The organism is Sphaerochaeta halotolerans (assembly GCF_003429665.1).
Taxonomy (GTDB): domain Bacteria; phylum Spirochaetota; class Spirochaetia; order Sphaerochaetales; family Sphaerochaetaceae; genus Sphaerochaeta; species Sphaerochaeta halotolerans.
Genome location: NZ_QUWK01000007.1, coordinates 1 through 13,602, shown reverse-complemented (window position 1 = coordinate 13,602; position 13,602 = coordinate 1). Strand labels below are relative to the sequence as shown.

Genomic DNA, 13,602 nt, shown 5'->3' with positions numbered 1-13,602 from the left:
TTGCAAGAATGACAGGCAAACCTGCAAAACGATTGGGATTAAAGGACAGAGGATTCATTCCCCAAGGGAGCGAGAGGAAAGGAATCAGCATGATGGTTCCTCTCTGGAGCGAGTGCCGGGAAAGCAAGGTAAGATACCCCGTCCCTTGGGGCGGAAAAGGAGGCAACGCCTCCTGAGTCCAGAGCTTGCCCTGGCGTATTGATACCTTTCATTACATCCGGGTACAAAGCAGATTTGGTGCTCCTCGATTGGCGACATCTCGCTGAACACAATGACATCAAGCATCCTGAGGTTACGGGAACAGGTATTTCGCTGGTGATTGTAAATGGTGTAGTAGCCTACCAGGGTGGGACGTACCATGACAGCACCAGTGGGTCTCTCTTGCTCTATTCGTAGCGGTTGAGGAACTTCTGTGTCCTGGGGTTCTGTGGGTTGCCAAACAACGCTTCTGGTGTGCCTTCCTCTACGATGAGACCGTCATCCATGAAGATGATGCGATCGGAAATATCCCGGGCAAAGGCCATCTCATGGGTTACCACGATCATGGTCATCTTTTCTTTTGCCAAGTCCTTGATGACGCGGAGAATCTCACCGGTCAACTCCGGGTCGAGTGCACTGGTGGGTTCATCAAAACACAATACAGTGGGATTGAGCGCCAAGGCCCGTGCGATGGATACCCGCTGCTGCTGACCACCGGAGAGCTGGTCAGGATATGCTTTCTCCTTCTCTTCCAAGCCCATCTTCTTCAAGAGTTCACGTCCGACTTTCTCAGCTTCCTGCTTGCTCCGTTTCAGCACATGCATCTGGGGCTCAGTGATGTTCCTGAGTACACTCATATGTGGAAACAGATTGAAGTTTTGGAATACAAGGCCAAGATTGAGTCTAACCGACCGCAGTGTTTGCTTGTCTGCGTAGGAAACAACCCCTTCCTTGGTTGAGGAGACCATAGTCTGTCCACACACATTGATCGTACCACCATTGACCGGTTCAAGCTGAGTGAGGCAACGAAGCAGTGTACTCTTGCCACTTCCAGAAGGGCCAATGATGGAGAGAACCTCACCCTCATTCAAGGTAAATGAGATGCCCTTGAGTACGCCAAGGCCATCAAATGATTTCTGTAGGTTGTCTATGGTTATGATTTCCATCTTTGTCTCCTAACGGTAGTAGTTGAGCTTTTTCTCAAGGAGGTCGAATGAACGGGAGACTATCGCGTTCATCAGGAAGTAGAACACCCCGGCAATGAAGATGGGCATGGTCGAGAACTCCCTGGCAGAGGCATTCTGGGCTACCCTGAAGAGTTCTGCAACTCCGATTGTCTGGGCAAGGGCGGTATCTTTTACCAAGGTGATCACCTCATTCCCCATTGCAGGAATGATACGCTTGACGACTTGGGGCGCGATGACATGGGTGAACGTATGTGCCTTGGAGAACCCAAGCACCAAGGAAGCCTCATACTGCCCAACTGGGATCGATTGAATCCCCCCGCGGTAAATCTCGGCAAAGTATGCTGCATAGTTGATGGTATACCCGACAATAACTGCAGTGAAACGATCATAGGAGGACCCGAAGATGTAATAGGGTGCAAAGTAAACAAACAAGAGCTGCAGGATAAGGGGAGTTCCCCGCATGATCATGATGTAGACGTTTACCACATTGGATATGATTGGGTTCTTTGCCATTCTGCCTTTTGCTACCAGCATACCCAGGGGAAGGGAGAAAAGCAGGGTTAGGCCGAATATCTTCAAACTGGTCATTGTAGCAACCAGCATCTGTAGTAAGAGGTTTCCCATCAGTGTCTCCTCGATGAAAGGTGTTGGAAAAAAGAAAACGGGGAGCAAAGCTCCCCGTCATCATAACGTTTTCATTATTTTGCGACAACAGTAATATCGCTGCCGAACCACTTGGTGGAAATTCTTGCAAGTGTACCATCAGCAGCCATAGCCTCAAGCTGCTGCCATACAGCGTCTGCAAGCTTCTGTTCACCCTTGCGGAATCCTATTCCGTAATCTTCGGGAGCAAGTTCCTCCTCCAGGATTCTGAAGGGTTTTCCACTGCGTTTGATGTTGTCTTCTGCAACAGTGACATCAACCACCAAGGCATCGATTCCGCCGATCTCAAGATCCATCAGACCGGTCAGGTTTTCTTTGAACTCAACAAAGCTTTTGACAGATTGCTTGAATTCAGGAGTGTCATCGATGGCATTGGAGGCGGAAGATCCAGCCTGGTAGCCAACAGTCTTTCCACTAAGGGAAGCCAGTGTTGTATACGGACTGTCATCTCGCACTACAACAACTTGAGCATTGTGGATGTAGGCAGGGGTAAACGTCATGGCTTCCTGACGCTCAGGAGTAATCGTGAAACCATTCCAAATACAGTCAATGTTTCCGGTATTCAATTCCTGTTCCTTTGCGTTCCAATCGATGGCCTGGAGCTTGAGCTCAACACCAAGGCGTTTCATTGCTTCCTTGGCGAGGTCTACATCAAAACCCACGAGCTCCCCTTTTTCATCACGGAAACCCATCGGGGGAAAATTGTCATCCAAACCCATGACGATTGTGCCTTTGTCCATGATTTTCTGGAGGGAATTATCAACACCGGGCGCTTGTTCCTTGGTTCCTGCAGCAAAAAGGCTCGCCGAAACCAATACCAGTGACAACAGTACAACAATGCTTCGTTTCATTTATCTCTCCTCAAACAATACTACCCGTTTCGGGTGTTAGGGAGAGTGTAACGAAAACAAAGGGAAATATCCAGACTTACTGCATAAATATTCAGTTAATGAATAGTTTTATTACAGTTATCAGCGAATTGGCACCCTTCGCATACACTCCCTTTCTTTGTTGAGCAGGAGGCACAACTCCCTGCTTTGTTCTGCTTTGTCAAGGCAGCTATGGCGTAGGCGACCAGGGAGATGATCAAAGCTGCAACAAACACATTTGCGATAATCGTAATCATAGGCATTCCTTATATACACAACAGCACTATGTAATGAACCAAAAGCGCTGACACATAGGCGAATCCTGTCTGCCACAATAGGGCGTACAGAAGTTTTCTTTTGCTTCCCAGCTCCCTGAACATTGCACTGATAGCGGCAATACAGGGAGAGGCAAGAAGGATGAATGTCATAAAGGAAAGAGCGGATGCAGGATTAAAGAAAGACCCGAGATTGGCAGTCCCGACGGTAACACTCAACGTACTGACAATGGTCTCTTTGGCTGCGATTCCAGTCAAGAGCGCAACACTAGCCTGCCAGAAACCAAATCCCAGTGGGGCAAACAACGGTGCTATAATCCGTCCCAGGATTGCAAGCATACTTGCTTCAGCATCAACTGCCTGAAGGGTAAAGGAGTAGGAGGAGAGTAGATAGATGATCACCGAAGAGAGCAGGATGATTGTTCCCGCCTTCTGTATGAAGCCAAGGGTCCTCTCCTTCGTCTGGAGCCAGACATTTTTGACCGTAGGAAGTTGGTATCGGGGTAGCTCAAGGATGAACGCATTGGTTTCCTTGTGCTTGTCGATTGCACGAGCAAGTAATCCAGTGACGATGACTGCAGCAATGCCAAGCAAGTAGATCAGGGGGGCAATATACCACTGGCCGGGGAAAAAATAGGTAAGCATGAGCGCGAAAACCGGCATCTTTGCACCACAGGGAATGAATGGAGTAACAATGACAGTAAGTTCCCGCTGTTTCTGGTGCTCGATGGTTCTGCTGCTCATAATTGCAGGTACCGAGCAACCGGTTCCGATGACCAAGGGAATGATCGACTTGCCTGAGAGTCCCAGCGTGCGCATCATCCTGTCCATGATGAAGGCTATTCGTGCCATATAGCCACAATCCTCCAGAATGGAAAGCAGGAGAAAAAGTACAAAGAGCTGGGGTACGAAGGAAAGGACTGCCCCGACCCCTGACGTGATTCCGTCCACGAGTATTCCTGAGAGCAAGGGGTATACGCCCAAAGAATCAGAGAGCGTTACTATTTGTTGGCCCAGATAACCAAAGAGGTTCTCAAGGATCGGGGTTGTGTATCCTCCTACCAAACCTATGGAGAGGTAGAATACTGCTCCCATGATGAGAATGAAGAGTGGGATTGCTGCGATACGATTGGTGGCAATGGAATCGAAGTTGAAAGACTTCGCTTTCTGCTTTCGGATTTGACAATCCTTGGCTATCTGTTCGGCTACCTTGTAGCGCTGGTCAATGATAATTGCTTCTGGGTCATCATCATAGTGGGCTACCAACTCAGTACGTACCTGGGCAAGATACGTGCTGAAGGCTTCTGGAAGGGGAGGCATGGATGAGAGGAAGAGTTCATCTTCTTCAATGAGTTTGATAGCTGCCCATCGCCTCTGCCTCTCCTTAGGTATCGCATGGAGGTAGTCATCTTCAATTATGTGCAATATATAGCGTTCAACAACATTGGAGAATAGCGGGCAGAGTGCTGCATGTTTCTCTTCCAGGCTCTGGCCGATTGCTTGCTTCAGTGTATCAATGCCGGTTCCCTTGCTTGCCGAAACGGTTACCACAGGAGAGCCGGTCATCTGGCTGAGCCGTTTGGTGTCAATCTTGATTCCTTCCTTCTCCAGAAGGTCCTCCATATTGAGCACAAGCAGGAGGGGACGGCCCAGCTCAGCGAGCTGGGTGGTCAGGTAGAGACTGCGTTCCAGGTTGGTTGCATCAATGACGTCTATGATGAGATCTGGATGTTCATCGAGTATGTAACGGCGGGAAAGTTTCTCCTCCGGGCTGTAGGGGGAGAGGGAGTAGATGCCGGGAAGGTCCAGGATTGTATGGCCGCCCACCATTCCCTCCTTTTTTTCCACGGTAACTCCTGGCCAGTTACCTACGTAGGCACTGGTACCTGTTAATGCATTGAACAAGGTCGTTTTCCCTGAGTTGGGATTCCCGATGAGGGCTATTGTTTGCATAGGCTATCTCAGTTCAATCTTGCGTGCTTCTGCTCTTCTCAGGCAAAGATGATATCCACGAACGGATACCTCGATGGGATCGCCCATCGGAGCCAGCTTGACAACTTCAATAGCTACGCCTTTGGTGAAGCCCATGTCCATCAGTCGTCGCTTAAGCTGCTTTGGGGCATGAATCGCTTTTACCGCCCCTCTCTGTCCTACGGTCAATTCATCCATGGTCATTTGCATCGCATTCATCCTTGCTTATAAGTTAGCCATATCAAACATCTGTGTCAAGATATTGTATCTAAGATGACAAAAACCTGTATGCGTGATACTATCTAACCATGCAAAAGTCAGGGGAAGATTATCTTGAAGCTGTTTTGGCACTCAGCGAACAACATGAAAAGGTTCGGACGACCGATGTCGCCCTCCGTCTTGGTGTCTCCAAGCCGAGTGTGAACCGTGCAATGAAGGTACTTTCCTCCGACGGTTATGTGAAGCAGGAGACCTATGGGGACATTCACCTGACCGAGAAGGGGAGGCTGAAAGCTTCCCAGGTCTACTTCAGACATAAGACCCTCACCAGTTTCTTTCAGGAAGTGTTGGGTGTAGACCCGGTCATTGCAGAACAAGACGCCTGCCTGATCGAGCATGACGTCTCCAGTGAGACGATGGAGAAGCTTGCCAGTTATCTACGTTCGGTAAAAAAAGAGTTCTCCTAGTGGTCTTTACTTTTTACATTTCGTAATCAATCTTGATGCCCTGTTCATTTTCTGCACAAACCTGTCTCTATAAACGCAAAACCTTTTTCTTGAGGATTTCCCTCAACCATCTACACTGAAAGTAGTAAGACTTGAGGAGGTCACACATGAAACGATCAATTGCTTTGGTATTGATGGCCACATTGCTGATTCCTTTCTCCTTGTTTGCGCAAGGCGGGAAAGAAGCTGTCGTAGATGAAAATGCACCGGTAACAGTGCAGTATTGGACACACGAGGATCCCGCTCGTACGGATCTGGAAAATGAATTGATTGCTACCTTCATGGCGCAGAACCCGAACATCACGGTAGTGAGGACAACCCAGTCATCTGCAAAGCAGATTGAACTGGTGCAGACCGCATTTGCCGCGAACCAGGGACCTGACATGTTCAATCTTCCGATTGAAAACCAGTATGCCTACATAACCAACTACCGGGTTGCCCCTGTAGACTACCAGGCAGCAGGGTATGCAAACAAGCAAGACTTGTTGGACAACTATGTAGAGGGAGTACTGGATACCGTCACCGTTGATGGTGAGGTGTACGGCTTGCCTTTGGAACTTACCAACTGGGCAATCTATGTGAACAAAAAGATTTTCCGCGATGCAGGACTCAACCCGGAGACCGATTATCCCAAGACTTGGGAAGAAATGGCTGATGTGTCAGAGAAACTCGTAATCCGCGATGGGGACATCCTCATCCGTCGTGGATTTGATTTCCGTTATCCTTACTATTTGACGTTCTTCGTACCCATGGTTGAACAGCTCGGGGGAGAACTTATCAGCAGCGATGGCAAACAGGCCATTGTGAATGATGATGCCTGGATCAAGGCACTTACCTACATGCAGGAATGGGGTCCTTCAGGACGGAATCTGGGTTCTCCAACCTATAAGAATGCCAGGAAATTGTTCAACTTGGATAACAATGACATAGCAATGGCCCACTCTGGTTTATACCAAGAGGGAAGAATTGAAGCAGACAACCCAGAATTCTTTGAGAGTGGCGAGTGGATGGTCATTCCGTATCCCGTATTTGAGGATGCAGTACGTGATGTGGCATCCTGCTACTATGGTCACTTCTTCATGGTAAACATAGATAGTGACCCTGCTGTGCAGAAGGCAGCATGGAAGCTGGCAGGATTCCTGCTCAGCCATGGAGAGGACTACCTCACCCGTGGTGGCAACATCATCCAGCCCACCAAGGCACTGTTTGCAAGCGATACACTGAAGAACATGCCATACAGTGATGTGTTCATCAATGATATGGGACGTGCACACATGATCTATTACGGAGCAAACTCAGCAGAGATCCAGACCCAGATCCGCTATGCGGTAGAGTCGGTCATGCTCAGTGGTGTCAGCCCCCAGAAGGCACTGGCAACCCTTCGCTCCGCTGTTCAAGAGATTATCGACGAACAGTAACCAATGCTCGGTCCTGCCTTCCGGCAGGGCCGAATCCTTGCACATCAATCTTGTAGGAGTATTTCATGGGTATGAAAAAATACCGAGGCATCGAGAAAAAACAAGCTCGGTGGGGATTCTTCTTTGTGGTCCCCTCCCTGCTTTTTTTCTCCTTGTTCAGTTTTTATCCAATCATCAACGCCTTTTACACCAGCCTCTTTGATAAGCGTGCACTGAGCAAGGCTCCACCGGATTTCCTGGGGCTGGGAAACTACATCAGGCTCTTTGATCCCAGCAGAGCAGCCAGTGAACTCTCGTTCCTCAATAGCTTGAGAGCCACGTTGGTCTTTACGGTCGGTACGTTTATCCCCCTTCTAATCCTCAGCCTGCTGCTTGCGGTATTCATCAGCAATCTCAGTAGCAGGAAGGCAAAGAAATTCCTGCAGATCGCGTATTACACCCCGGCAATCCTTTCCAGTGTGGTTGCAGCAACCATCTGGATGATCATCTTCGACCCAAGAGGATTGGGGAATCAGTGGGTAAATACCCTGATGAATACCCCAGGAGTCGATCATCGATGGCTTGTTGACCCGGTCATGGAACAAGTCTCCACCATGGTAATCTACTTTTGGAAGTACATCGGGTATTTTATCATCCTTTTTATCACCGGCCTTGCCTCCATTCCCTCCACCATCTATGAGGCTGCAACCATTGATGGCGCAACCAAGAACCAGGTATTCTGGCGCATCACACTTCCCTTGCTCAAACCAACGGTGGTTCTGGTCTCTGTCATGGCAATGTTGCAGTGTCTGAAGACCTTCAGCACCCAGTACATGTTGTACACCAACGGTGCACCCCGTGCTCCGATCAATGTAATCACATTCAACATCTATGTAACAGGTATCCAGCAACAGTACCTGGGAAGGGCAAGTGCCATGAGCGTTGTGCTTTTCCTATTGATGCTGGTACTTACCTTGTTGCAATTCAAAACGACCAATAGTGAACAGGTGGAGTATTAAACGATGCAGATATCCAAGAAAATTAACGTTACCAACATAGTCATCTGGATTGTTTTGGCAGTGATGCTCCTGTTCACCATGACCCCGATCATCTTCATGATCAGCGCATCCATGATGGAACGGAACCAGATTATGCGTATGCCGTTCTCATGGATTCCCGAATCATTCAATAGAGAGAACTTCATCAAGGCAGTCGCAGGGAACGACCAGAGCTACATCTTTGTCCGTAATCTCTCCAACTCGCTCTTTGTAAGTAGTACGGTTGCCATTACCACAGTCTTGATTGCAAGTCTCACCGGGTATGGCTTGGCAAAGTTCCGTTTCCGTGGACGAAACACCATCTTCATCATGATTATGGCTACCATGATGATTCCCTTTGAGGCCATCATGATCCCCCTCTACATGGTTGTCATGATGCTCAGGATACAGAATACCTACACCGGCTTGATTCTTCCCTTTCTCGTCAGTGCCTTTGGTGTATTCCAGATGCGCCAGTACCTCACAACATTCCCCACTGAATTCCTTGATGCGGCACGTGTCGATGGGATGGGAGAGTTTGGCATCTACTGGAGAATTGTGCTTCCCAACTGCATGCCGGTCATTGCAACGCTCTCCATCCTCTCCTTCCGCAGTCAGTGGGACAACCTGCTCTGGCCGCTCTTGGTAAGCCAAACCAAAGAGATGAAGACAATTCCGCAGTACATCAGCACGTTTGCACTTGAACGAAACACGGATGAGGGAGCCATGATGGCGGCTGCCTTGCTTGCATCCATCCCTATGTTCATACTGTTCATGTCTTTGACCAAGTACTTCATTGGGGGAGCGGCAATATATGAATCGAGGAAGGGATGATCATGTACGATTTTCTGAAAGAGGATGATGCAGATTTTCCGGTATTGGAACGTTTTAAGCCATATCTGGTCACCACTCCACCTGAGGATTCCTTTTCCCAGTACCTACTCGTGAGCATGTCTGAAGCTGCTCGGGAGGACGCCAGGAAGAACTTGGAGAGGGAAGGATGCCTGGAAGCAAAGCGTACTGAAGCTCAGTTTGCAAGCTGTAACCCTGTGCTCAGTAGCAAGCACAAGCTTTTTATGTTTGATATTGGCAATGTGGTGGTGAACAATATCTCGATGCTTGGGAAGATTTCAGGCCTTTTGGGAATAGAGAAGGAAGCACTCATTGCCGATTATCGGCACTACGTTTTCCCCTTGATGGAAGGCCTCGTATCTGAAGCACAGTACTGGCAGCACATCACCCATGTCTTTGGAGTCTCTGTTCTTGGCAACCCGTTTGCAGAGGCATTCAAGCCTGTATTCAACGAACCGATTGTTACCTTGATTGGAGCACTGCGTGCAAAAGGCCACCGCGTGGTATGTGCTAGCAACACCATCCAAAGTCATTGGAACGTTCTTGAGGAAATGGGTGCCTTGGCTTTGTTTGACAAAGCGTATGCCTCCCACGAGATGGGATTGAGTAAACCATCAAGCCAGTTCTACACATCAATACTTGCATCAGAAGGGGTAGTGGCAGAACAAGCGTTCTTCATTGATGACAGAATGGACAATATTGAAAGTAGCAGGAGTCTTGGCATTGCAAGTTTTCTCTATGCTGACCTTCCTTCCGGCAAAAAGGATGAGAGACTTTACAAGATTTTTAGAGCGTATCTATCTCATCCCTGAACTGGGTCGGGGTCTTTCCCGTAAAGCGTTTGAAGATTTTTGCAAAATAGCCTGGGGTGGGGAACCCACAATTGATAGCGATTTCGCTGATGTTTTTCTTGGGATCTTTCATCATGATAGCCGCCTGATTAATCCGGTATGCATTCAGGTACTGCAGGAAGTTCAATCCTGTCACTTCCTTGAAGAGACGACTGAGATGGCTCTCTGAGAGATCGAGGAAGGTAGCTGCCTCTTGCAGCCCGACCGGTTCTGAGTACATGTTGGTGATATAGCCGATGGTTGCATTGATAACATGGTTGCCCACCTGCTTGGGGAGGGGAATAAGCTCACTTTGCGAGTGCTCCTTTTTTTTCAGCTCTTCATATTCACGATCTTCTTCCTGCAATTTTCTCACCAAGGATGCGAGCGTCTCTTCGAGCTCCTCATCATCGATTGGTTTGAGCAGGTAATCGAATACACCAAGACGTATGGCACTCTTCATATAGGAGAAGTCAGCATGTCCGGTAAGGATGATGGCATGGTTGACCGGACAGTTGCTGAGCATGGTCAATCCATCTTGAGCAGGCAGGCGAATGTCAGTGATGACGATGTCGGGATCCTTTTCCTTGATCAGGTTCTCTCCACTCAACCCATCAGAAGCGGTCCCCACCAATTCCAGACCAAGAAGGTCCCATCGAATTGAGGAGGCAATCTCCTCACGGACGATTTGCTCGTCTTCCACAAACACGACGCTGTAACTCATTTTTTCTCTTCCTTTACCGCTTCTTCGTCCGGAAATGATATGGTTGCCCAGGTTCCTTCACCCTCTCTGGATTTCAGGGAGAAGTTCAGTTCCCTTCCATATTTTAGGAATAATCTTCTATATACATTGTATACACCGACGTGCGGTGAGTTGGCAAGTTCGTCGACGTTCTCAGGTAGGCTGCCAGGAGGGAATCCAACTCCATTATCGCTTACCGTAATGAAAATTCTTTCTCCCTTTCTCTCTACACGAACACTGAGATGCCAACTCCCTACCTTTGGCTCCAGTCCATGGATGATTGCATTCTCCACCAATGGCTGGATGATGAGCTTTGGTGTTTTGGTATTTTTGCAGCTGGGGTCCAGATACAGACTGGTGGTCAGTTTGTCAGCGAATCGTAGTTTCTGGATGGTGAGATAGGACTCAATCAAGGCCATGCTCTGCTCAAGTGTTGCCTCACGTTCCCTGTTGTCTACTGAGGAACGCAGGAGTTTGCCCAATTTGACGGTAATGGTGTAGATGTCCTTCTCCCCGTGCAGACGGGCCAATGCCTTGACTGTATTGAGGGTGTTGAAGAGAAAATGGGGATTCATCTGACTTTCAAGAGCCTTTCTCTCGGCTTCGCTGAGTTTCGCCTGCTCTTCCCGGGTGAGGTCGAGGAGACTGATGATCTGTTTGATCATGACATTGAATGAGTGTTCCAGCTGGCTGAACTCGCTGATTGAGCTGCTGACTTCCCGGCTTTCCAGTTTTCCTTGTTCCACCTCACGCATCCGCCTGGCAAGGCTCTTGATCGGACGAGCTATGGAGCGTGAAAAGAGATAGGAGAGTCCCAATGCGAGTAGTAAACCGATGAACATGGTGGTAATGAATACCGAAAACCAGTTCTCCATGCTCTGGAAGAATGGAGTGCTCCTCAGGGAGCCTACCAGATGCAAACCCGTTCCCCCTATCGCCGATACAGCGATGATGGAGTTCTCAGAGTGGAGTGAACGGGGCGTGTAATCTCCATCAAGGGTGTTGAGCGCTGGAAAACGGTCAAAAGATCCAAATTGTTCAGGATGAACCAAGCTGGTGGCGTAAAAAGACTTGGTGTCAACCAGCAACACATCATTGAGCACCTGGTCGTTGTTCACCTGGGCAGAGAGTGCCTCTGCATAGATATCCACCACCAGGTAACCAAGATTTGTTCCCTCTTGGTCATAGACGCGGCGGAGAATGGATGCAACGACCTGCCTTCCGTTTTCTGCTATCCGGTGGCCCTGGATGCTGATGAGACTAGCGGTAGGGGAGACCTGGCTGTTCTGGTTGATGATGGAGGCCACATCCCAGTCATTCCCATGGTAACGCAGGTCGTACACCTCGGGAAATACATGGGTGGATACTCTCACCTTTCCGCTATTGCTGACAAGATTTGCACTGGCAAGATAGATATCACCATGCATGACGGTGAACAGGAGCTCATAGAGTTCCCTGCTTTGCGATGATTCTAAAGCAAGACTATCGGCCTTCAGTATTTCCACAACCAGTGGGTTGGTGGAGAGTTGGTATGCCTTGTGACGATATGACTCGAGAGTTTGTGCAACGATGTTTGCATCACCTGTGGTCATGTTCATCGCTTGTCTCATCAGGTACCGTTCTTGGTTTGTATTTCCTGCAATTGCATAGTATGCAGAGAAAAGGCCCAGAGGTACTATGAGAACTATCAGGAAGTAGAGGAAGAGGAGGGTGAATAGATTCGGCTTCTTGTGAGAACCCCAGGAGCATTTCATGGGAGCAGTGTACAGGCAATGAATGAGCGAAGCAATATTGCAAAGGGAAACGAATTTTTATAAGAAAGAGCACGAGAAGACTCCCGACTTTAGGCGGGAGATGCTAGTGCTCATACGTTTTTCTGATTGGCAATGAAAGGTATCAATACCTCAGGGCAAGCCCTGGACTCAGGAGGCGTTGCCTCCTTTTCCGCCCCAAGGGACGGGGTATCTCACCTTGCTTTCCTGGCACTCGCTCGGGAGAGGAACCATCATGCTGATTCCTTTCCTCTCGCTCCGTTGGGGAATAAAATTCCTAACAGTATCAGATGAGACCGCTCCCACACTGCCAATGTAATAGGAACGGGTCCAGAGTGTTGGCGTCTGCTCCTCAACCACCTCCGCCTCTGCCTCAATGTTCTGGAAGTGGACCCTTTGAGCTGGTTGACCACGAACTGCGGAGCATATGCGGAGGTTGAGGATACGAACAGGTGAACTTGTGTATTTGTTTTCTTGAAAAATAGAAACGAATAATATATGGTTGCAATAGAAATAAATGTTGAAGACCTATTCCTATCGCCTATATCCCGAAGCGTCTCAGATTCAGTGTCTGGCCAAGACATTCGGCAGTGTGCGCTTTGTTTACAACAAGCTTCTGGATATGAGGATCAAGGCCTACCAGAGGAGAAAGGAGTCTCTCTCCTGCTTCGAATGCAACAAGAGGATCAAAAGCATTCTCAAGAAAGCCTACCCCTGGCTTGGCGAGGTCAACTCCCAGGCCCTGCAGATGGCATCGAGGAATCTGGACACCGCTTACAAGAACTTCTTCCAAAGAAAGGAAGCGGGCTTCCCAAGGTTCAAGAAACGAAGCGGACGCCAGAGTTTCCAATGTCCCCAGAACTGCAAGGTTGATTTCCAGAAGCAGGAGCTGTATGTTCCCAAGGTCGGTTTGGTACCCTGTGTATTCCATAGAAGGTTCAAAGGTGATGTCAAGACGGTCACCATTGTCAAGGAACCAAGTGGAAAGTACTTTGCCAAGGTTCTGGTGGAAACCACAGCAGTCCCATATCCGGTCGAAAAACCCATACTGAGGGAAACCACAGTCGGTATCGACCTTGGCATCAAGACCCTGGCCGTATGTTCCAACGGCATGGAGTTCCCGAACCATAAGCACCTGGCGGAATCGGAGAAGAAACTGGCGAGGCTCCAGCGGGATCTAAGCAGGAAAGCCAAAGGCTCCAGGAACAGGGAGAAGGCCAGGATACAGGTTGCCCGCATTCATGAAAAGATTGCCAACCAGAGGAAGGATACGATTGAGAAAGCCACAAGCATGATTGTTGAT

The 13,602-nt window shown here is 48.8% G+C and carries 18 protein-coding genes; 8 read left to right on the top strand and 10 right to left on the bottom strand.

Going from position 1 to position 13,602, the window contains the following annotated elements; genetic code table 11:
• Nucleotides 1-38 precede the first annotated feature (38 nt).
• Nucleotides 39-212, bottom strand: a complete 174-nt coding sequence (locus DYP60_RS14235) for a hypothetical protein (protein ID WP_165849536.1) — start codon at nucleotides 210-212, stop codon at nucleotides 39-41.
• On the opposite strand from DYP60_RS14235, the gene DYP60_RS13990 reads away from it, so the two are divergent.
• Nucleotides 199-396 carry a hypothetical protein gene (locus DYP60_RS13990; protein ID WP_133299316.1) on the top strand — a complete coding sequence of 66 codons (198 nt, stop codon included), beginning with the start codon at nucleotides 199-201 and terminating at the stop codon, nucleotides 394-396. The genes DYP60_RS14235 and DYP60_RS13990 overlap by 14 nt on opposite strands.
• Here DYP60_RS13990 and DYP60_RS07510 read toward each other — a convergent pair.
• The 6 genes from DYP60_RS07510 to DYP60_RS07485 form a co-directional block, all read right to left on the bottom strand.
• Nucleotides 387-1,145, bottom strand: a complete 759-nt coding sequence (locus DYP60_RS07510) for an amino acid ABC transporter ATP-binding protein (RefSeq protein ID WP_117330377.1) — start codon at nucleotides 1,143-1,145, stop codon at nucleotides 387-389. The genes DYP60_RS13990 and DYP60_RS07510 overlap by 10 nt on opposite strands.
• A 9-nt stretch (nucleotides 1,146-1,154) precedes the next feature.
• Complete coding sequence (locus DYP60_RS07505) at nucleotides 1,155-1,790, bottom strand: amino acid ABC transporter permease (protein WP_117330375.1); 636 nt, start codon at nucleotides 1,788-1,790, stop codon at nucleotides 1,155-1,157.
• A 74-nt stretch (nucleotides 1,791-1,864) separates the two neighbouring features.
• Nucleotides 1,865-2,680: an amino acid ABC transporter substrate-binding protein gene (locus tag DYP60_RS07500; protein WP_117330373.1), complete on the bottom strand. Its 816-nt coding sequence runs from the start codon at nucleotides 2,678-2,680 to the stop codon at nucleotides 1,865-1,867.
• A 95-nt stretch (nucleotides 2,681-2,775) separates the two neighbouring features.
• Entirely contained in the window at nucleotides 2,776-2,955 is a 180-nt protein-coding gene (locus DYP60_RS07495; protein ID WP_117330371.1) for a hypothetical protein, read from the bottom strand.
• A gap of 9 nt (nucleotides 2,956-2,964) precedes the next feature.
• Nucleotides 2,965-4,926 carry a ferrous iron transport protein B gene (gene feoB, locus DYP60_RS07490; protein ID WP_117330369.1) on the bottom strand — a complete coding sequence of 654 codons (1,962 nt, stop codon included), beginning with the start codon at nucleotides 4,924-4,926 and terminating at the stop codon, nucleotides 2,965-2,967.
• A 3-nt stretch (nucleotides 4,927-4,929) separates the two neighbouring features.
• Entirely contained in the window at nucleotides 4,930-5,154 is a 225-nt protein-coding gene (locus tag DYP60_RS07485; protein WP_117330367.1) for a FeoA family protein, read from the bottom strand.
• Nucleotides 5,155-5,252: 98 nt separating this feature from the next.
• On the opposite strand from DYP60_RS07485, the gene DYP60_RS07480 reads away from it, so the two are divergent.
• The 5 genes from DYP60_RS07480 (at nucleotide 5,253) to DYP60_RS07460 (ending at nucleotide 9,767) form a co-directional block, all read left to right on the top strand.
• Nucleotides 5,253-5,630, top strand: coding sequence for a metal-dependent transcriptional regulator (locus DYP60_RS07480; protein WP_117330365.1), 378 nt, complete (start codon nucleotides 5,253-5,255; stop codon nucleotides 5,628-5,630).
• 146 nt (nucleotides 5,631-5,776) lie between these two features.
• On the top strand, nucleotides 5,777-7,087 hold the full coding sequence (locus DYP60_RS07475) for an ABC transporter substrate-binding protein (protein ID WP_117330363.1): 1,311 nt from the start codon (nucleotides 5,777-5,779) through the stop codon (nucleotides 7,085-7,087).
• A gap of 65 nt (nucleotides 7,088-7,152) precedes the next feature.
• The gene (locus tag DYP60_RS07470; protein ID WP_202384402.1) at nucleotides 7,153-8,085 is read left to right on the top strand and encodes a carbohydrate ABC transporter permease; all 933 of its coding nucleotides are present in this window, start codon (nucleotides 7,153-7,155) and stop codon (nucleotides 8,083-8,085) included.
• A gap of 3 nt (nucleotides 8,086-8,088) precedes the next feature.
• Nucleotides 8,089-8,937 carry a carbohydrate ABC transporter permease gene (locus DYP60_RS07465; protein ID WP_117330361.1) on the top strand — a complete coding sequence of 283 codons (849 nt, stop codon included), beginning with the start codon at nucleotides 8,089-8,091 and terminating at the stop codon, nucleotides 8,935-8,937.
• 2 nt (nucleotides 8,938-8,939) lie between these two features.
• On the top strand, nucleotides 8,940-9,767 hold the full coding sequence (locus DYP60_RS07460) for an HAD family hydrolase (protein ID WP_165849535.1): 828 nt from the start codon (nucleotides 8,940-8,942) through the stop codon (nucleotides 9,765-9,767).
• Here the strand turns inward: DYP60_RS07460 and DYP60_RS07455 are convergent.
• Nucleotides 9,742-10,509: a response regulator transcription factor gene (locus tag DYP60_RS07455; RefSeq protein ID WP_117330358.1), complete on the bottom strand. Its 768-nt coding sequence runs from the start codon at nucleotides 10,507-10,509 to the stop codon at nucleotides 9,742-9,744. The genes DYP60_RS07460 and DYP60_RS07455 overlap by 26 nt on opposite strands.
• Nucleotides 10,506-12,281 (bottom strand): sensor histidine kinase, encoded by a 1,776-nt coding sequence (locus DYP60_RS07450; RefSeq protein ID WP_117330356.1) that lies wholly within the window; start codon nucleotides 12,279-12,281, stop codon nucleotides 10,506-10,508. Before DYP60_RS07450 ends, DYP60_RS07455 begins: the two co-directional genes overlap by 4 nt.
• 132 nt (nucleotides 12,282-12,413) lie before the next feature.
• Here DYP60_RS07450 and DYP60_RS13985 point away from each other — a divergent pair, with 132 nt between their 5' ends.
• On the top strand, nucleotides 12,414-12,593 hold the full coding sequence (locus tag DYP60_RS13985) for a hypothetical protein (RefSeq protein WP_133299315.1): 180 nt from the start codon (nucleotides 12,414-12,416) through the stop codon (nucleotides 12,591-12,593).
• Here DYP60_RS13985 and DYP60_RS14750 read toward each other — a convergent pair.
• Entirely contained in the window at nucleotides 12,533-12,883 is a 351-nt protein-coding gene (locus tag DYP60_RS14750) for a transposase (RefSeq protein WP_117330354.1), read from the bottom strand. The two genes, DYP60_RS13985 and DYP60_RS14750, sit on opposite strands and share 61 nt — an antisense overlap.
• On the opposite strand from DYP60_RS14750, the gene DYP60_RS07440 reads away from it, so the two are divergent.
• Nucleotides 12,817-13,602: RNA-guided endonuclease InsQ/TnpB family protein (locus DYP60_RS07440; RefSeq protein WP_133299314.1), on the top strand; the 786-nt coding region annotated here is incomplete at its 3' end. The genes DYP60_RS14750 and DYP60_RS07440 overlap by 67 nt on opposite strands.